The 19,321-nt window shown below is 47.9% G+C and carries 17 protein-coding genes; 10 read left to right on the top strand and 7 right to left on the bottom strand.

All coding sequences use genetic code 11. The features are described 5' to 3' along the window. The first annotated feature begins 222 nt into the window (after nt 1-222). Genes FTU69_RS08740 through FTU69_RS08750 form a run of 3 tightly spaced genes read left to right on the top strand, consistent with a single transcriptional unit; the run spans nt 223 to nt 1,616 of the window. Nucleotides 223-588: a DUF423 domain-containing protein gene (locus FTU69_RS08740; RefSeq protein ID WP_005177099.1), complete on the top strand. Its 366-nt coding sequence runs from the start codon at nt 223-225 to the stop codon at nt 586-588. Between the two features lie 32 nt (nt 589-620). Further along, the gene (gene thiS / locus FTU69_RS08745) at nt 621-818 is read left to right on the top strand and encodes a sulfur carrier protein ThiS (RefSeq protein WP_005177095.1); all 198 of its coding nucleotides are present in this window, start codon (nt 621-623) and stop codon (nt 816-818) included. A 12-nt stretch (nt 819-830) separates the two neighbouring features. Further along, entirely contained in the window at nt 831-1,616 is a 786-nt protein-coding gene (locus FTU69_RS08750) for a thiazole synthase (protein ID WP_005177093.1), read from the top strand. Between the two features lie 118 nt (nt 1,617-1,734). On the opposite strand, the gene FTU69_RS08755 is transcribed toward FTU69_RS08750, so the two are convergent. Next, nucleotides 1,735-2,346 carry a glutathione binding-like protein gene (locus FTU69_RS08755; protein ID WP_005177091.1) on the bottom strand — a complete coding sequence of 204 codons (612 nt, stop codon included), beginning with the start codon at nt 2,344-2,346 and terminating at the stop codon, nt 1,735-1,737. A gap of 218 nt (nt 2,347-2,564) precedes the next feature. Between FTU69_RS08755 and FTU69_RS08760 the strand changes: the two genes are divergently transcribed. Next, entirely contained in the window at nt 2,565-4,010 is a 1,446-nt protein-coding gene (locus FTU69_RS08760; protein ID WP_180103753.1) for a SulP family inorganic anion transporter, read from the top strand. Between the two features lie 70 nt (nt 4,011-4,080). Here FTU69_RS08760 and FTU69_RS08765 read toward each other — a convergent pair whose 3' ends face one another. Then, the gene (locus FTU69_RS08765) at nt 4,081-6,489 is read right to left on the bottom strand and encodes an ExeM/NucH family extracellular endonuclease (RefSeq protein ID WP_180103779.1); all 2,409 of its coding nucleotides are present in this window, start codon (nt 6,487-6,489) and stop codon (nt 4,081-4,083) included. A 220-nt stretch (nt 6,490-6,709) separates the two neighbouring features. Between FTU69_RS08765 and trmB the strand changes: the two genes are divergently transcribed. Then, nucleotides 6,710-7,426 (top strand): tRNA (guanosine(46)-N7)-methyltransferase TrmB, encoded by a 717-nt coding sequence (trmB, locus tag FTU69_RS08770; protein ID WP_005177088.1) that lies wholly within the window; start codon nt 6,710-6,712, stop codon nt 7,424-7,426. A 156-nt stretch (nt 7,427-7,582) separates the two neighbouring features. Here the strand turns inward: trmB and FTU69_RS08775 are convergent, their stop codons facing one another. From FTU69_RS08775 to FTU69_RS08795, 5 genes are all read right to left on the bottom strand, one after another. Beyond that, nucleotides 7,583-8,359 carry a Rossmann-like and DUF2520 domain-containing protein gene (locus FTU69_RS08775; RefSeq protein ID WP_163146323.1) on the bottom strand — a complete coding sequence of 259 codons (777 nt, stop codon included), beginning with the start codon at nt 8,357-8,359 and terminating at the stop codon, nt 7,583-7,585. A gap of 84 nt (nt 8,360-8,443) precedes the next feature. Continuing rightward, entirely contained in the window at nt 8,444-9,241 is a 798-nt protein-coding gene (locus FTU69_RS08780) for a thioesterase family protein (RefSeq protein ID WP_005177084.1), read from the bottom strand. A gap of 63 nt (nt 9,242-9,304) precedes the next feature. Next, a complete protein-coding gene (locus FTU69_RS08785; RefSeq protein WP_104488772.1) occupies nt 9,305-9,976 on the bottom strand; it encodes a class I SAM-dependent methyltransferase in 672 nt (223 codons plus the stop codon). A gap of 178 nt (nt 9,977-10,154) precedes the next feature. Further along, a complete protein-coding gene (locus FTU69_RS08790) occupies nt 10,155-11,843 on the bottom strand; it encodes an AMP-binding protein (RefSeq protein ID WP_180103754.1) in 1,689 nt (562 codons plus the stop codon). A 102-nt stretch (nt 11,844-11,945) separates the two neighbouring features. Further along, a complete protein-coding gene (locus tag FTU69_RS08795; RefSeq protein ID WP_005177074.1) occupies nt 11,946-12,575 on the bottom strand; it encodes a TetR/AcrR family transcriptional regulator in 630 nt (209 codons plus the stop codon). A 147-nt stretch (nt 12,576-12,722) separates the two neighbouring features. Here FTU69_RS08795 and FTU69_RS08800 point away from each other — a divergent pair, with 147 nt between their 5' ends. From FTU69_RS08800 to FTU69_RS08820, 5 genes are read left to right on the top strand one after another with little or no spacing between them, the layout of a single operon-like run. Continuing rightward, nucleotides 12,723-13,895 (top strand): isovaleryl-CoA dehydrogenase, encoded by a 1,173-nt coding sequence (locus FTU69_RS08800; RefSeq protein ID WP_005177068.1) that lies wholly within the window; start codon nt 12,723-12,725, stop codon nt 13,893-13,895. A gap of 34 nt (nt 13,896-13,929) precedes the next feature. After that, the gene (locus FTU69_RS08805) at nt 13,930-15,531 is read left to right on the top strand and encodes a carboxyl transferase domain-containing protein (RefSeq protein ID WP_005177066.1); all 1,602 of its coding nucleotides are present in this window, start codon (nt 13,930-13,932) and stop codon (nt 15,529-15,531) included. A 12-nt stretch (nt 15,532-15,543) separates the two neighbouring features. After that, nucleotides 15,544-16,338, top strand: a complete 795-nt coding sequence (locus tag FTU69_RS08810; RefSeq protein WP_152342323.1) for an enoyl-CoA hydratase/isomerase family protein — start codon at nt 15,544-15,546, stop codon at nt 16,336-16,338. Between the two features lie 20 nt (nt 16,339-16,358). Next, on the top strand, nt 16,359-18,353 hold the full coding sequence (locus FTU69_RS08815; protein WP_180103755.1) for an acetyl/propionyl/methylcrotonyl-CoA carboxylase subunit alpha: 1,995 nt from the start codon (nt 16,359-16,361) through the stop codon (nt 18,351-18,353). Next, nucleotides 18,350-19,252, top strand: a complete 903-nt coding sequence (locus FTU69_RS08820; protein WP_016658374.1) for a hydroxymethylglutaryl-CoA lyase — start codon at nt 18,350-18,352, stop codon at nt 19,250-19,252. The genes FTU69_RS08815 and FTU69_RS08820 overlap by 4 nt, the downstream gene beginning before the upstream one ends. Nucleotides 19,253-19,321 lie beyond the last annotated feature (69 nt).

The raw sequence follows: 19,321 nt of genomic DNA on the forward strand, positions 1-19,321 counted from the left end.
AATAATTCAAGTGAATTTGTTTGAAAGAAGAACTTTAAAAGCTTTATTTTCACCCGATAAAATACCCATAAAACAAGAGGAAGCTCAAATGAGCTTCCTCTTGTGAAAAATTGTGGGACAGCAATGGATTCAATACCACATTTCAGGGTGAAAGTTTTTCACTTTCTCGTTGCCCGGAAAAATGTTAAGGTTGAGCGCAAATTTACTCAGGTCATTCTTGCTATGTGGATTGCAATTTCTGCCCTTAATTTAGCACTTGCGGTGATGTTAGGTGCATTTGGGGCACATGGCTTAAAAGCACGCGCAACAGAAGCTCAACTGGCGTGGTGGCAAACAGCGACTGATTATTTTTTCTATCATGCCCTCGGATTATTGGCACTGGCGATTCTGGCCAAAGTCATGACTCAATTTCCCATTAAAGCCAGCTTCCTGCTGATTCAGGTCGGGATTGTGTTTTTCTGTGGCTCATTGTATGTGATGGCGCTAGGTTTGCCGCGCGGTCTGGGGGCCATTACCCCAATTGGCGGTGCGCTAATGATTGCCGGCTGGCTGGTACTGGCCTGGAATGCCATGAAATATGCCCGATAATTCGGGAACGGAACAGCTAGGAAACTGCAGGTATGCACATTTATTTAAACGGCGAATTACAACAGACACAGTGCCATAATTTACTAGAACTGGTGCAACAACTGGCGTTGGAAGGCAAACGTTTTGCGGTAGAACAAAACGAGATGATTGTGCCGAAAAGCCGACTGGAAAGCACCCCTATTCATGATCAAGACCGCATTGAAATTATTCATGCCGTTGGCGGCGGCTAAGACGGAGCACGTATGGAAGACACCCTACTTAAAATCGGTTCACGCACTTTTAACTCGCGCTTGCTGGTGGGCACGGGAAAATATAAAGATCTGCAGGAAACAGATCTGGCCATTCAGGCCAGCGGTGCGGAAATTGTAACTGTTGCTATTCGTCGCGTGAATATTGGTCAGCATCCCGATCAGCCAAATTTGCTGTCTGTGATTCCACCAGAAAAATATACCATTTTGCCAAATACAGCCGGCTGTTTTGATGCCAACAGTGCAGTGCGTACCTGTATGCTGGCACGTGAACTGCTCGATGGTCATAATCTTGTAAAACTGGAAGTACTGGGCGATGAAAAAACCCTGTATCCAAACATCACCGAAACCTTAAAGGCAGCGCGTACGCTTATTGATGATGGTTTCGAGATTATGGTCTACACCTCGGATGATCCGATTGTGGCACAAGAACTGGAAAGCATGGGCTGTGTGGCAATTATGCCTTTAGGCAGCTTAATTGGTTCAGGGCTGGGGATTTTAAACCCGCATACCATTTCTATTATTAAAGAAAATGCCAAAGTACCGGTACTGGTCGATGCGGGTGTCGGCACTGCCAGCGATGCAGCAATTGCCATGGAACTGGGCTGTGATGGTGTGTTAATGAATACTGCAATTGCAGCAGCGCAAAATCCGGTCCTGATGGCTTCGGCAATGCGCAAAGCAGTGGAAGCGGGCCGTGAAGCTTATCTGGCAGGCCGGATGCCGCGTAAACGTATGGCCAATGCCAGCTCGCCAGAAACCGGTTATTTCTTTAAATAATCCGGACATTATCTGCGCTGAGAGATAAGTTACTCCTTCAGGTTTTACTTGATTAAAAGCTAAACATGAAAAAAGGACTCTGCTTGAGTCCTTTTTTATTGCGGTTTTTAGACCTGAATCAAGGAATCAAGCCTTCATCACGCATGGCAATCTGCACCGATTGACGCTCGGCCACTTTATTGCGTAGCGCAATAATATGGGTATATGGGGTTAAATCATGATGAATATGGTTCGACCAGTTGGTCAGTACGAATAAATAGGCATCGGCCGGGCCAAAGTTATCATCGACCAGATACTCATTGTCTGATTCACCAATAGTTTTATCAATATAACTTAACAGACGGTCAATTTCAGCATAGGCTTTATTTTTTTCATCATCGGTTAACTGGCCACCAAAGAATACCGCGTAGGCATCATGCAGTTCCGAGTTGAGATAACCTAACCATTCCAGCACTTTGGCACGGCCCATGCCTGATGGCGGAATTAAATCTTGTTTTGGATCGTGCTGGGCCAGAAACGGTAAAATTGCCACGTTTTCGGTCAGAATCAGACCTGGATTAATCTCAAGCGCCGGAACATAGCCTTTTGGATTAATTTCGTAATAATCATGACCTTTTTCGGTTTTATGGGTTTTCAGGTCGACACGTTCTAAATCAAAATCTACATTAATTTCATTTAAAATAATATGGGCCGCTAAAGAACATGCACCCGGTGAATAATAAAGCTTCATATCTGATCCTTGTTATATAACTACTAACTGTTTTAAATGGCTTCTAACAAACTTTCAAGTGATCGAACCTGTAAATTGCAAAAAAGCGTAAATGCGTAAAAAACATTTACCTTTTCAATATTGAGCAAGCGCGGCGCTTTTTCAAGTGGATTGCGGCTGCTTTTTTCACTTCATTTGTTTTACCATAGTCGCCTTTAAAGTTTCATGAAAAGCCGATTGTGATTAGTCTGAAAAAAGAAGAGTGGTTTTCCAATATCCGGACCGATGTGCTGGCCGGTCTGGTGGTGGGGCTGGCCCTGATTCCTGAATCCATTGCCTTTTCTGCAATTGCCGGTGTCGATCCACAAGTTGGCCTATATGCCTCCTTCTGTATTGCCGTGACCATTGCCTTTTTTGGTGGCCGCACGGCAATGATTTCGGCCGCGACAGGTGCCATGGCGCTACTGATGATTACCCTGGTCAAAGAGCACGGGCTGCAATATTTGCTGGCGGCAACGGTACTGACCGGAATCATTCAAGTGGTGGCCGGCTATTTTAAAGTGGCCAAGCTGATGCGTTTTGTGTCTCAATCGGTGGTCTATGGTTTTGTGAATGCGCTGGCGATTTTAATTTTTGTCGCGCAACTTCCAGAGCTGATGCAAATGGATCTGTGGGGCTATGTCTTTGTCGGCCTGGGGCTGGCGGTGGTTTATCTGTTTCCCTATCTGCCTAAAATTGGCAAGGCGGTGCCCTCACCCTTAATCTGCATTATTGTGCTGAGTCTGCTGGCGCTGTTTTTGGGTGCCGATATGCGTACGGTGAGTGATCTGGGACAATTTCCAGACACCTTACCGGTATTTTTAATTCCTGAAATTCTGCTGAATTTTGAAACACTGGCGATTATTTTCCCCTATTCCATCACCCTTGCGACAGTGGGTTTACTGGAAACCATGATGACCACCACCATTGTGAATGAAGTGACGGAAACTGAAGGTGACCGTCATCAGGAATGTCGTGGTCAGGGCTATGCCAATATTGTCAGCGGTTTTATGGGCGGGATGGCCGGCTGTGCCATGATTGGCCAGTCGATTATTAACGTCAGCTCTGGTGCGCGTACCCGTCTTTCTACTTTGGTCGCCGGCGTTTTCCTGCTGTGTCTGGTGGTGTTCTTTAAAGACTGGCTGGCTTATATTCCAATGGCGGCGCTGGTGGCGATTATGATTATGGTGGCCTTTACCACCTTTAACTGGGATTCGGTGCGTAACTTTAGCAAGCATCCAAAGCAAAGTAATATTGTGATGCTGACCGTGGTGGCGATTGTACTGGCCACACACAACCTGGCCTTGGGTGTTTTCGTTGGGGTATTGCTGTCGGCCTTATTCCTGGTGAATAAGCTGGAAAGTGAAGTCAAAGTTCAGTCTGAACGCGTACAGGATACACGCCGTTATCAGATTACCGGACAGATTTTCTTTAGCAGCTCGGACAAGTTTTTCCAGTTCTTTGACTTTAAGGAAAATCTGCAACAGGTAAAGATTGATCTGACTCACGCGCATATTTGGGATTTAACCTCAGTGAATATGCTGAATACCGTGGTGCAAAAATTTGAAGCTCGCGGGATTCAGGTCGAGCTGATTGGCTTGAATGAAGCCAGTGACACCCTGATTGATAAATTAAGTCCGAATTAAGCTTGAGTAAAACCACACAAAAAAAACGCCTGATAATCAGGCGTTTTTTTATGGCAGATCAATACCCGCCTTATTTACGGCGACGTAACCAAGCCGCAGCACTCAGACCGAATAATCCCAATAATGACCATAGACCGGTACTCCCCCCATGGGTATCCGCTTTGGAGTCTTCCGATGGCTTTGGTTCTACCGGTGCATCTGCCAAATCCAGATCAATAATAATCGGGTCGTGGTCAGATGAACGGAAAGCATCCGGGCTATAAAAGGCCTGAATCTGCTCGGCAGTTTTATAGTCTTCGTTATAGGCCAGCGCCGTCGGTTCATCGGCATTAATGGCCCATGCAAAAGCACGTTTAACCCGTGGATACAATTGCGCATCGGCAATGGCATGGTCTAAATTACCGGCGCCGCCATAGCCCTGGGTATTACTGGCTACACCAAACACATAACTATAAGCCTGTTTGCCCTGTCCGATTTTTTCATCATTAAACAGATTTTTATAGTTGGCCTTTTCCAGCGCCAAAATCGGATCTTCTTTGGCATAACTGTTTAAGTCGCCCAGAATCAGGACATTGGGCTGCGTTACTTTGGTTGGATTGGTCGCCAGCCATTGCATTAATTTCTGTACTGCGGTCACACGGGTGCTATTCCAGCAGCCTTGACCATCACCCTGATCTACATCTACACCCGTGTCAGGACAGCTACCTTTGGATTTCAGATGCTGTGGCACCACGGTAAAGCTTTCGCCACCCGCCACAGGTTTAAAACTTTGCGCCATGGTGACACGGTTCAATTGCGTACCATCATCAAACACGGCAGCGGCATTCACCGGCGTCAGGCGTTTGCTGTTATAAATCATGGCTACGGCAATGGTATCGGTGCCCAAGCGATCTGCATTTGGCGGTGTCACATACTTCCAGTCTGGCCCCAGACTTTGGGTTAAATAGGCAATAGCGCTGTCTGGGCCATAACCATTGTTGGCAATTTCATTCAGGCCATAGACATCGGCATCAATGGCTTTTAAGGCACTGACAATTTTCTGATGCTGCTTGTCGAACTCTGCTTTGGTTTTTGCACCTCGCTCGGTCGGGAAGCCTTGTGCAGCGCCATTGTCATAGTTCAGGACATTAAAGGCCGCAGCACGAATCTGGGCAGTATTTTTGGCACTGACGCTGCTGCGCTCATTTTTGTCTGCCACGATATTCGGCAAGGTTCTGCCCTGAACAGGCTGAATACGCCACTGGTTAAAACGATATTCCAAAATCCCTTCTACATTTTGCAGCTCATAGCCGGCTCTTAAGGTATTTTGCGCATTAAAGTTCAGCGGCAACCACGGCGTCCGGTTCTGGTTGTTATAGCCATCATCCAGAATAATTTTGGACAGCAGGTTTTGCTTGGCCAGGCTGAGTGCTTCGGCAGATTTGGCCGGATACAGATTGGTCGGCATATATAAGCGCCCAAGGCTTAGGGCCAGCTCGCCATAACGGCCATAATTATAGTTTTCACTGACGGTCAGAGTTTGCGGCAGTTTAACCAGTGCACCCTGATAACGCTGCGGTGCATGTTGCTGAATATCCGTCAGGCTTTCAAAGGGTAAATTTACTGTTTTTGGTGCCACCCAGCTTGCCGCTTGCGGATTACAGGTTTGAATCTCCTGAGTCAGCTGGTCCAGCTGCAGCTGGTTTTGATAGCTAGTGAGGCGGCCACGTAAAATCACCTCTTCTCCAACCTGCCCGCCTTTAATCTGGCTGCTGGCCGGAATATAAACAAAAATCGCATTATTCAGGTTTGGTTTGGCTTTGCTATCTGGCGTTTGCAGATAAAAACCGGAAAAACCATTGCTATAACGATAATCTGCGGTCATCACCCCACGCACGGTATAGATCTGGTTCTTGCTGGCACTGTGCAAATCGGCAATGGCGGTATCACTACTGCTACAGCTAATCGTTTCCGTCACAGGCGGTGGCTGCTCTCCTTCTGGCAGCAAATACTGACTAAAAGCATTCCGGTCAGACCAGGCCGTCCATTCACTGTTCACATCAAAAGGTGCTGTTGGGTCAACTGAGCTAACACTATGCGTGGTTTTATTGCGGCTTAAACTGGTGCCCTCTGCCCAACTCGTAGTCTGTCCAAGCACACCAAAACGATCGACCGGTGTATTATGCTTATACAGCACAACCGCATCATTACCATTAAAATTCAGACTTGCGATTTTTTTGACCAGATCGCCCAGCACCAGCTCCAATTCACTTCGCCCGACCAGATATTCAGCTTTGGCCGGCAACACTCCCTCTAAAGATACCGTCAGTCCGGCTGTGGTTGAGCCATTGGAAAAAATCTTGATTTGATACTGAGATAAATCGGCCGCTGTCGCATCGGGGTTATAAATCTCCAGTCCCTTACGGTTCGATGTACCATCGACATATTGACTGAACATCAGCTCTGCATGTGCAGAAAAGCCACAACCCATGAGTGCCATGGCCCAGCATAAAGTATGTAATTTCATTGTTTTTTATCAGTTGTTAAAGCTTATTCAGGCTATTTTTTAGACATGACAGATGTATGAACATTTGATGAAACTATTTCTGCATTTTCATGACAGCTGCCGTGAAAAAAATAGCGCAATGCATGAAAAAATTTGACTTCAACTGCTCAGGACTTAAAATACCGCATTTGAATTTTTTACGATTGCCAAAGTTATGTCGAATGATCAATTAGACCAGCAAGTCGTCGAGCTGGACAACTTAAACGAGCACCGTGAAATTGTGACGTTTATGCGTCGTTCCTCACCACTCAACACCTCTCAACGTACTGCGCTTGAACAATATGGTCACCTAATTTTGGAATATCCGGTTGGCGATTTACGTCAGCATTTTGAACATCCAGAACGTCCTTTAACGGTAGAAATCGGTTTTGGAATGGGCCGTTCACTGGTCTTAATGGCGCAGGCCAATCCGGAGCGTAACTTTGTGGGTATTGAAGTGCATGTGCCGGGTATTGCCCAGTGCGTATATGAAGCAGGCACAGCCGGTTTAAGCAACCTGCGTGTACTGGATGCCGATGCAATTCAGGTGCTGCGTGAAATGCCAGACAACAGCATTAACACCGTGCAACTGTACTTCCCGGACCCATGGCAAAAGAAACGCCACTTCAAACGCCGCTTTGTGGTGGATGAGCGTATGGAACTGATTGAACAAAAACTGGAAATGGGCGGTACTTTCCATGCAGCAACTGACTGGGAACCGTATGCAGAATGGATGCTGGACGTGCTGGACAACCGTTCACGTTTAGAAAACCTGGCAGGCAAAGGCAACAGCTATCCACGTCCGGAATGGCGCCCGCAAACCAAATTTGAACGCCGCGGTATTGAAGCCGGTCACAAGATTAACGACTTTATCTTTAAGAAAATTTCTTAATCACAAAGTTGAAAAAGCGCTGAAATCTCAGCGCTTTTTTTATACGTCCCTATCTTGAGATTAGACAAAATAGATGATCTACCAGTCAAAAGTGATTTAAAAGATCAGATCAACGACTCGATTAACCAGTATAAAACCGAAGATAACAACAATGGTTTATGACTGATGACGTTCTAAAATCTGCTGGCTGAATAGTTGATAGACCGCCTGTAAATCAGGTCGCTGCGCATCAGCCAATAACTGCTGATGCATCTGTAAAATATTCTGATCACCACGCATGGCCGGGCCGGTCTGCATGGTTTTAGGATCGGCCTGGGTGGCCTTCTGCGCCGTTTCCAGCATTAACGGATACAGCAGACTAAAATCGACCTGCTGGACATCAACAATTTGCCGGGCTATGTCATAACAATAATTACTGAAATTACAAGCAAACACCGCGGCCAGATGCAGGCTCAGACGCTGCTCGGAGCTATAGGCATAGACCCGCTGACTGAGTTCATTGGCCAGCTGCAATAATACAGCCTGATCGTCTTCATCTGCCGCTTCAATAAATACAGGGGTCTGACTCCAGTCAATCTCACGTTCCAGACTAAAGGTTTGCAGCGGATAAAATACTCCGGCACGTGCATGTACCTGCTGTAACAGCTGCATTGCAGTACTGCCGGAGGTATGGACCATCAGCACTTCAGGCAAATGAGGATGCACCTGCTCAATTACCGCGGCAATGGATTGATCACTCACCGCAATGATCACCAAGTCCAGTGTCGCATCAAACTGTTCAGGGCTATGAATTGCACTGGCCTGTACCTGCTGTGCCAGCTGCGCTGCCTTATCCAAACTGCGGCTATAAATTTGTACTATCTGGTGCCGTGCACTCAATGCCTGTGCCAGATGATGTGCTACCCGTCCCGCGCCAATAATCCCGATTCGCATCTGTTTCATCTATATTTTGAACTGCCCACAGCATGCCAATAAAAAAAGGACGAATCAATTCGTCCTGATAGACTTGAGCCAGTTTTAGAACTTTCTTAAGGTCAGAATCTGTTCACTGCGTCCAAATGGCCCATGAACATCATGCAGAATGCCGCTGGTCAGACCAATACCGTCTTCACCATATTGTTGTACCACTTCCAGTCCTAGCCACTGGCCTTGCGGCAAGCGGTGCAGATGAATTTGCAGATCCAAATTTGGAAAGCCCCAACCGGCATTCGGGTCCTGACGTGGCACCACGCCATTGGCAGTATCTACCATGCCCATCAGGCGGGTAAAATCGGACGTCGGCTGGCCGTCAATCATTTCAAGCTGATTACTGAGCCAGACAATGCCTTTGCCCGGACGATGGTCCAGATGGGCACGGGTCTGAATACTTTGAATATAGCCGCCTGGCCAGCAGCGCATGCCATCCCACTCGGGTAAATAGTCCGGACTTTCTGCCGGTAAATCTTCCAGACCGGCAATGGCACGAGTGTCGGAAGTCAGCATTTTCCAGGCACGCGCCACAATACAGGTTTTGCCATTGGCACACATTTCCGCTTCAATCAGTTCAATGGTTTTGCCCGGGCGAATCATGCGGGTAGTAATCGAAAATTCACCAAAGGCAATCAAACCAAAAATATCCAGCCCGACCCGGCCAATGCGCATTTCTGCACGTGGCTGGAACTGTTCCAGCTCTGCACAGAGAATACCGGTGGCAGGTGCCATATGCTGCTCATGCGGATTCCACGCGCCCTGAGCATGAATATTCGATTCATAATAAGCTGTGCTGCTGCCATCTGCATGCTGTTCACGTCTGATAAAACTGTAATATGCCGACATTATTTTCCCTACTTCCTTGCTCTTTGGTCTGTGTGCTACCTGCCTGTGTAGCCCCTGTCTCGTTTATTTTCGTGCAAAAAAACCATAATAATTCATGATTTGACAATAAACCCTGCAACTTTTAAATCCGACTTTTGTTAATACGTCTTTGGTCTGTTCAGCCGAAACCAGTTCAAAATCATCATCCAGACGTGCAATCATCTTTTCACTCTGGCTCACTGTTAAGCCCTGTTGCACCGCTACATGCTGCAGCACTTGCTGTTCAGCCAATGTTTCAGGCTGCATCAGGTCATAACTGAGGAAAACACCACCCGGTTTTAAGCGCTGGCAGATGTCCTGAAAAAAATCGGCTTTGGCCGGCATGGGAATAAAATGCGCCACCAGAATGGCCAGTGCCGCATCAAAAGGCTGAGGGGACTCTAAACTCTGGGTATCGGCCTGAATAAACTGCACCCGCTCGGCACCTGCAATTGAGCGGATCGTATTTTGTGCCTGTTCCAGCATGGCACGGGAGGGATCAATGGCGGTAATCTGCCACTGTGGATGATGCGCCAATAAATAGGTCAGCTCATAGCCTGTCCCGCACCCGACCACCAGAATATGCGCAGTTTCCGGTAATTCTGCCGTTAGAATGGCATCAATCTGTTGATGTACCAGTTCATAGCCGGGAATCAGTTTACGGATGTGATCATCATAGCCGGCGACAATGACTTCACTGTGAAAGTTTTTGGCCATCTTTAACTCACTCTACCTCTGACTCTTGAATAGACTTGCGAAGATCATTCTTGTTGGAAAGTCATGACAGCTCGCGGAAAGCAAAGCAATTTTGCTCTGATTTGATTTTTCCCGAGATTCAATCACATGACCGGCGATATCCCTGTCGCCCTGTCATGTGATTAGATGCCTGCATGAATCAAGCAATTTCTTTTAGGTTTAACTCTTCACGCATAAATTCACGCAGCTTAAACTTCTGCGCCTTACCCGATGCCGTCATTGGAAACTCGCTAAAGAAACGCACATAACGTGGCACTTTATTGTGTGAAATATGCTCGGCGCAGTACTGGCGAATGGTTTCTTCTGTGCAAGGGTCGTTTTCATGCAAGATAATGCAGGCGCAGAGTTCTTCGCCATATTTATGGTCAGGTACGCCAATCACCTGTACATCGCAAACCGCCGGATGGGTATAGAGGAAATCTTCAATTTCTTTCGGGAACAGGTTTTCACCGCCACGAATCACCACATCTTTAATCCGGCCTTTAATTTTGACAAAGCCTTCATCGTCCATTTCAGCGATATCACCGGTATGCATCCAGCGTGCAGCATCAATCACTTCTGCGGTTTTTTCCTGATCTTCCCAATAGCCGAGCATTACCGAATAACCGCGAACACAGAGTTCACCGAGCTGTCCACGTGGTAACACCTTGCCCTCTTCATCGACAATTTTGACTTCCAGATGCGGATGGACTCGGCCCACGGTACTGACGCGACGTTCCACCGAATCTTCCGTTGAACTTTGCGCACTTACCGGTGCTGTTTCGGTCATACCATAGCAGATGGTAATTTCCGACATATGCATGCGGTCGATCACGCGCTGCATGATTTCCTGCGGACATGGACTGCCGGCCATAATACCGGTGCGCAAGCTTGACAGGTCAAACTCATCAAACTGTTCATGCTCTAAAATGGCAATGAACATGGTCGGTACGCCATAAGCGGCGGTACATTTTTCCTGCTGAATGGCTTTTAAAGTATCCAGCGGGTTAAATACGGCTGATGGATAAACCATGGTGGAACCATGAGTGATACAGGCCAAGTTCCCCATCACCATCCCGAAACAGTGGAATAACGGCACTGAAATACAGACCCGATCTGCTGGGCTGAGATGAATTGCTTCACCAACAAAATAGCCATTATTTAAAATGTTGTTATGGGTCAGCATGGTGCCTTTCGGATTCCCGGTGGTGCCCGATGTGAACTGGATATTAATGGTTTCATCAAACTGCAATTCACTAGAAATCTGCTGCAGTTTTTGCAGCATTTTTTTGCTTGGCGGGGTCAGTAAATCCTGAAAGCGGTGTAATCCGGCATGTTCCTGATCATCAATTTTAATAATATGTTTCAGATGCGGCAGGCGCTCGGCTTTCAGCACTTTGCTTGCTGCCTGGTTCAGCTCCGGGGCAATTTTGGTCAGAATCTCCTGATAATTGGTGGTCTTGAACTGCGAGGCAATCACCAGTCCCTTACACGACACTTTATTCAGTACATATTCCAGCTCATTGCTTTTATAGGCCGGGTTCAGGTTCACCAGAATAATGCCGGCTTTAAAGGCCGCAAACTGGGTAATGGTCCATTCCACGCAGTTCGGCGACCAGATTGCAAGACGGTCACCTTTTTGAAAGCCCAGTTTCAGCAAACTGCAGGCAAAGGCATTCACCTGCTCTTGCAACTGCCGGTAGCTCAAACGCACATTCTGATGCAGGCTGACCACCGCATCCTGTTCGGCGTATTGCGCGCAAGCCTGATCAAATTTTTCACCAATCGTTGTGCCCAGTAAAGGCTGGCTGCTCGTTCCGTAGGCGTAACTTAACCGTACTTGTGTCATTGAATCGTTCTCCTTGATTCTTTGTAATTCTGATTTTCAACTCTACTAATTGTTTTTGAACCACGACTACCTGTCTGTCTTCCCTGCCGTTTTTATCGTTTTTTACTCACTTCCCTCCTGTCGACGTACTGCATTCACACAAAAATCGGCAATCTGTTTGACAAAGTAATCCTTATAGTTTTGATCAAACATCACATTGCGAGATGGGTTTAAAGGTTCAATCACCACAAAAGTCATAGAGCCAACCACGCCCAGTGCGGCGGTGTTCAAATCTTCAAACTCAAACTCACCATTGACTTTTCCTTCAGCCAAAATTTCCTTAATGCTCTGCTTGATCAGCTGTTTACTGCGAAAACGTTCATGTTCCATTTCCGGATCAACCGGTTCAAACATGAGCGCATACGCCAGTTGGGGACTGTTCATGGCACGCTTCACAAAAGTTGTAACAGATTTTTGCAATTTCTGTTTTGGCGATAAATCCGAGCCGGCAATGTGGTTCAAAATTTCAACCTCATGCTGAATCGCATTCGACAACACTTCAATTAAAATCTGGCTTTTGTTTTCGAAATATCGATAGACCAGACCGGTAGATACACCGGCACGTTCCGCAATGGCCTGAATCGACGCCTCTTTAAAGCCCCCTTGAGCAATTAGTTCACGAGCGGACTGCAAAATCGACAGGCGATTCTGTTCCATTCGTTCCTGCATCAATGATGATCTTTTATAACTCATATCTTATTCTCAACCAGATAAAATGAATTGTAAATCATTTTGTGAATTTTAGTTCACTTTTTTAAATTTTCGATGTATGTTAAAAACCAAGCACAACAAAAATGCTTTTTTGGAAACAACAAATATAACCGCAGGATGGATGAAGAAATGAATTTACAAAGCTTGGATTTCGGTTTGGATGAAACACTGATCGCCCTTCGTGATTCAGTTGCTGCATTTTGTGCAAAAGAGATCGCACCAATTGCTCAACAGGTCGACCGTGACAACGAATTCCCTGCTCATCTTTGGAAAAAGTTTGGGGACATGGGTTTACTCGGTCTGACTGTAAGTGAGGAATATGGTGGCACCAACCTCGGTTATCTGGCACATATTATTGCCATGCAGGAAATTTCACGTGCCTCAGCATCCATTGGCCTTTCCTACGGGGCACATTCTAACCTATGTGTGAACCAAATTAAGCGTAATGGTAACGAAGAACAGAAACAGCGCTATTTACCGAAACTGATTTCAGGTGAATATGTCGGCGCATTGGCCATGTCAGAACCGAATGCCGGCTCCGATGTGGTGAGCATGAAACTCAAAGCTGAAGATCAGGGCGATCATTATCTGCTAAACGGTTCAAAAATGTGGATCACCAACGGTGGCGATGCAGATGTGCTGGTGGTCTATGCCAAAACTGATACCCAAGCCGGCGCCAAAGGCATGACCGCTTTCCTGATTGAAAAAACCATGCCGGGCTTTAGCCACGGTACGCACCTGGACAAACTGGGCATGCGCGGCTCGAATACCTATCCACTGTTCTTTGACAACGTGCGCGTACCGAAAGAAAACGTCCTCGGCGGTGTCGGCAATGGTGTAAAAGTGCTGATGAGTGGTCTGGACTATGAACGTGCTGTATTAAGCGCAGGCCCACTGGGCATTATGGATGCCTGCCTAGACACCGTGATTCCGTATATCCACGAGCGTAAACAGTTTGGTCAGGCACTGGGCGAATTCCAGCTGATGCAAGGCAAAATTGCTGATATGTATTCGACCTGGCTGGCCTGTAAAGCACTGGTCTATGCCGTAGGTGCAGAATGTGACAAAGCCGAGCATAGCCGCAGCCTGCGTAAAGATGCTGCCAGCGCAATTTTATATGCAGCCGAAAAAGCCACCTGGATGGCCGGTGAAACCATTCAGACGCTAGGTGGGAACGGTTATATCAATGAATTTTCTGCTGGACGTTTATGGCGTGATGCCAAACTCTATGAAATTGGTGCAGGCACCTCGGAAATTCGCCGTATGCTGATTGGCCGCGAACTGTTTAACGAAACTGCCTAAAAAATAAATCACAAGAATAGACAAGGATGTTGGCATGAATCAATTACAGAGCAAAATCAATATTCGCAGCGAAGAGTTCAAAAACAACCACGCAGCGATGCAAACCCTGGTCGATGACCTGAAACAGAAAGTCCAGAAAATTGCCCTGGGCGGCGGTGAAACTGCACGTCAGAAACATCTGGATCGCGGTAAATTATTACCACGTGAACGGATTGACCACCTGATTGATCCGGGTACGGCTTTTATTGAAATTGGTCAGCTGGCTGCCTATCAGGTGTATCAGGATGATGTGCCTGCTGCCGGTGTGGTGGCCGGTGTCGGTCAGGTCAATGGCGTGACCTGTATGATCATTGCCAATGATGCGACAGTCAAAGGCGGAACGTATTATCCGCTGACTGTGAAAAAGCATTTACGCGCTCAGGAAATTGCCGAGCAGAACCATCTGACCTGTATCTATCTGGTCGATTCTGGCGGTGCCTATTTACCGCTGCAAGATGAAGTATTCCCGGACCGTGATCACTTCGGCCGTATTTTCTACAATCAGGCGCGTATGTCGAGCATGGGCATTGCCCAGATCGCCGTGGTGATGGGCAGCTGTACAGCCGGCGGTGCTTATGTCCCTGCCATGTCGGATGAAACCATTATTGTGCGGAATCAGGGTACGATTTTCCTGGGTGGCCCGCCACTGGTGAAAGCTGCCACCGGTGAAGTGGTCAGCAGTGAAGACCTGGGCGGTGGAGATGTGCACACCCGTTTATCAGGTGTGGCCGATCATCTGGCAGAAAATGACGAACATGCTTTGGCGATTGCCCGCAACATCGTCGCCAATTTAAATAAAAAACCAAATCCGCAGCCGGAAAATGTCGAAGCACCATTATTCGATGCGTCAGAGCTGTACGGCATTGTCCCGACTGATGCACGTAAACCGTTTGATGTGCGTGAAGTGATTGCCCGTATTGTCGATGGTTCACGTTTTGACGAGTTCAAGGCACGTTTTGGGACCACGCTGGTCACCGGCTTTGCCAAACTGTACGGTATGCCGGTTGGTATTATTGCCAACAACGGGATTCTGTTTTCCGAGTCGGCACAAAAAGGCGCACACTTTATTGAACTGTGCACCCAGCGCAACATTCCTCTACTGTTTATTCAGAACATCACCGGCTTTATGGTTGGCCGTCAGTATGAAAATGAAGGCATTGCCAAAAATGGTGCCAAACTGGTAATGGCAGTCGCGACAGCCAATGTGCCGAAACTGACCCTGGTGATTGGCGGTTCTTTTGGTGCCGGCAACTACGGCATGTGTGGCCGTGCCTATTCGCCACGCTTTATGTGGACCTGGCCAAACTCGCGTATTTCCGTGATGGGCGGTGAGCAGGCTTCGAGTGTACTCTCGACCCTGAAACGCGACCAGATTGAAAGCAAAGGCGGCAGCTGGTCAGCGGAAGAAGAAGATCAGTTTAAACAGCCTATTCGTGACCAGTACGAACGTCAGGGGCATCCATATTATGCTTCTGCGCGTTTATGGGATGATGGTGTTATTGATCCAGCACAATCACGTGAAGTATTGGCGCTCAGTCTGGCGGCGGCATTAAATGCCCCAATCCAGCCAACCAAATTCGGCGTGTTCCGCATGTAAGAGGTGACAAAAATGGATTATCAATTTTTACAACTCGAACAGCAAGATCAGGTGGCTACGGTGTGGATTAACCGTGCCGAACTGCACAATGCCTTTAATACGCAGGTCATTGAAGAATTACACGCCTGCTTTCAGCAACTGAATACCCGCGCTGATGTACGTGTGGTGATTCTGGCCGGTCGTGGCAAGAGCTTCTCTGCCGGTGCCGACCTGAACTGGATGAAACAGGCCGGTCAGGCCTCACAAGCCGACAATGAAGCCGATGCCCTGAAACTGGCCAAAATGCTGCAAAGTCTGGCCACCTTGAAACAGCCGACTATCGCTCGCGTACATGGCATTGCCTTTGGTGGTGGTATGGGTCTGGCCTCGGCCTGTGATATTTGTGTGGCCAGCACCGATGCCAAATTTGCCACCTCTGAGGTACGTTTAGGCCTGGCGCCATCCACCATCAGCCCTTATGTCATTCGTGCCATTGGCGCACGTCAGGCATCACGTTACTTTTTAACTGCTGAACGGATTTCTGCAGCACAGGCACACGCTATTGGTCTGGCACATGAAGTGACCGCACCGGAACAGCTGGACAGCAAAATTGATGAAATTGTGCAGGCCTTATTACTCGGTGGCCCTGAAGCACAGCACGCATCGAAGCAGCTCATTCAGATGGTGAACCAGCAAGTCCTGACCGAGGACCTCTTGCTGCAAACCGCACAGCATATTGCCCACGTTCGCCAGGGAGATGAGGCGAAAAACGGCTTAAATGCTTTCCTTAACAAACAAAGCCCGGCCTGGATCAAGACCACGGCATAACAACTAGAAGGATCCTAACGATGTTTGAAAAGATTTTAATTGCCAACCGTGGTGAAATTGCCTGCCGTGTCATTCGTACTGCCAAAAAACTGGGAATTGCAACTGTTGCAGTCTATTCAGATGCAGATGCTCAGGCCCAGCATGTCAAACTGGCCGATGAAGCAGTCTATATTGGTGAATCACCAGCAGCACAAAGCTATTTACAGATTGAACGGATTATCGAAGCCGCAAAAAGCACCGGCGCACAAGCCATTCACCCGGGTTATGGCTTCCTGTCTGAAAATGACCAGTTTGCTTTTGCCTGTCAGGACAACAACATTGTCTTTATTGGCCCGCCAGTTGACGCCATTCTGGCGATGGGTTTAAAAGCCACCTCTAAAGCCTTGATGGAAAAAGCCGGCGTACCACTGACACCGGGTTATCATGGCACCAATCAGGATGCTGCGTTCTTAAAACAGCAAGCCGATGACATTGGCTATCCGGTGCTGATTAAAGCCAGCGCCGGCGGTGGCGGTAAAGGGATGCGTCTGGTTGAGCGCAGTGAAGATTTCCTTAGCGCCCTGGCCTCATGTAAGAGTGAAGCCCGTTCCAGCTTTGGCAATGAAGATGTACTGATTGAACGCTATGTAGTGCAGCCGCGTCATATTGAAGTGCAAGTGTTTGGCGATACCCATGGCAACTATGTGCATCTGTTTGAGCGTGATTGCTCGGTACAGCGCCGCCATCAGAAAGTACTGGAAGAAGCACCAGCACCGAAAATGCCGGAAGATAAACTGGAAGCCATGCGCCAGGCCGCAATTGATGCCGCGCGTGCCGTAAATTATGTCGGTGCCGGCACCGTCGAGTTTATTGTCGAGCAAGACGGGACCGCCTACTTCATGGAAATGAACACCCGTCTGCAGGTTGAGCACCCGGTGACTGAAATGATTACCGGTCAGGATCTGGTCGAGTGGCAATTACGCGTCGCCTTTGGTGAGCCTTTACCAAAACAGCAGCACGAATTGCAGATTCACGGCCATGCTCTGGAAGCACGTGTTTATGCCGAAGAACCTGAAAAAGGCTTTATTCCGGCGATTGGTCAAATCAGCTATCTGCATTATCCAACACAAAATGAAGCGGTACGTGTCGACAGCGGTATTGTTGAAGGCGATGAAATTAGCACCTACTACGACCCGATGATTGCCAAACTGATTGTCTGGGGCAAAAACCGTGAAGCAGCATTAACGCAAATGCACCATGCTTTAGGTCAGTTCCATGTCGATGGTCTGGGCAACAACATTGCCTTCCTGGATCGTCTGGTACTGTGCGATTCTTTCAAGAATGCCAATTTGGATACTGGCCTGATTCAGCGCGAAGAAGAATTCCTGCTAAAACCGGCCACAGAGCTGAACAGTACGCTAGTGGTCAGCGCGGCCTTCATCGAATTGCTGTCACGTTTGGCCCAGAACCCGAGCGCCAGCAATCCGGTCTGGCAGACCAATGCTTTCTGGCGTTTAAACCTGCAATCGGGGCAGACAATCAAATTACAATGTAATGACAAAACCTTAAATATCCAGTTTGCAGCACAAGAACATGGCTTTGTCGCACAGTATGAGGGTCAGACTTTTGAGCTTGAGGGTCAGTTACTGGATGCGCATACCCTGCAATTCAAGCTGGCCGGCAAACAGCAAAAACTGGCCTTTAGCCAGACTGAACATGGCATTACCCTGTTCCAGAATGGCCAGAGCTATAAATTTACCTATCTGAAACCGGTATTTAACCAGGATGATGAACAAGGTGCTGAAAACAACCTGACTGCGCCAATGCCAGGTGTCATCACTCAGGTACTGGTCGCGGCCAATGACAAAGTCAAAAAAGACGATGTCCTGATGACCCTCGAAGCCATGAAAATCGAATACTCGATTCGTGCACCGCATGATGGCATCGTGGCCAGCTCTTACTTCCAGGCCGGTGATCAGGTCAAAGCTGGCGATGAGCTGGTGGAATTCCAGCCGCTGGCGGAGGAAGTCGCATGAGCGAATTTGTCAAAATTGTTGAAGTCGGGCCACGCGATGGCCTGCAAAATGAAAAAACACCCTTAACCCTGGATGACCGCAGACAGCTGATTCTGGATTTAATGCAAACCGGTTTACAGGCCATTGAAGTTGGTTCCTGTGTATCGGCCAAATGGGTACCGCAAATGGCAGACAGCGATGTGCTGTTTGCCGGCTTGCCCAAAGATCCAAATATTCAGTTCAGCCTGCTCACGCCAAACCTGAAAGGTTTTGAATCTGCGCTGGCAGTGGGTTGCAAAGAAGTGGCGGTCTTTACCGCAGCCTCTGAAAGTTTTACCCGCAAAAACATCAATTGTTCGATTGATGAAAGCTTTGAAAAATTCAGCGATGTGATGCGTGAAGCCAAAGCGCACAACATTCGTGTGCGTGGTTATGTGTCCTGTATGGTCGATTGTCCGTATGAAGGCGCAATTGATCCGCAGCAGGTGGCAAAAGTTTCGCAGCGCCTGCTGGATATGGGCTGCTATGAAGTGTCTTTGGGTGAAACCATTGGCACCGCCACACCCGACCGGGTGAAAAAAGTCTGGGACGCCTGTCTGGCCGAACTGGATACGACGGTGCTGGCCGGTCATTTCCATAATACCTATGGCATGGCCATCGCCAATATTTACCAGTCACTGCTGCAAGGTATTCGCGTTTTTGACTCGTCAATTGCCGGTTTAGGCGGCTGTCCTTATGCCAAAGGCGCATCCGGCAATGTCTCAACCGAAGATCTGTATTACCTGCTGTCCAACATGGGCTATGAAACCGGCATTCAGCTGGATGCCTTGATGCAGGCCAGCCGTAATATCAGCAATGTTTTACAGCGCAATAATCCATCCAATTATGCCAATGCCTACTGGCAAAAAGCCTGCGCTTAATAACCGAATAAAACCCGGCTTGAGCAATGCCCTCAAGCCACTCAAGGATGTAACAGCAGCAATCTGCTG

Origin of the sequence: Acinetobacter sp. YH12134 (genome assembly GCF_013418555.1) — a bacterium.
In the GTDB taxonomy this organism is placed as follows: Bacteria; Pseudomonadota; Gammaproteobacteria; order Pseudomonadales; family Moraxellaceae; genus Acinetobacter; species Acinetobacter indicus.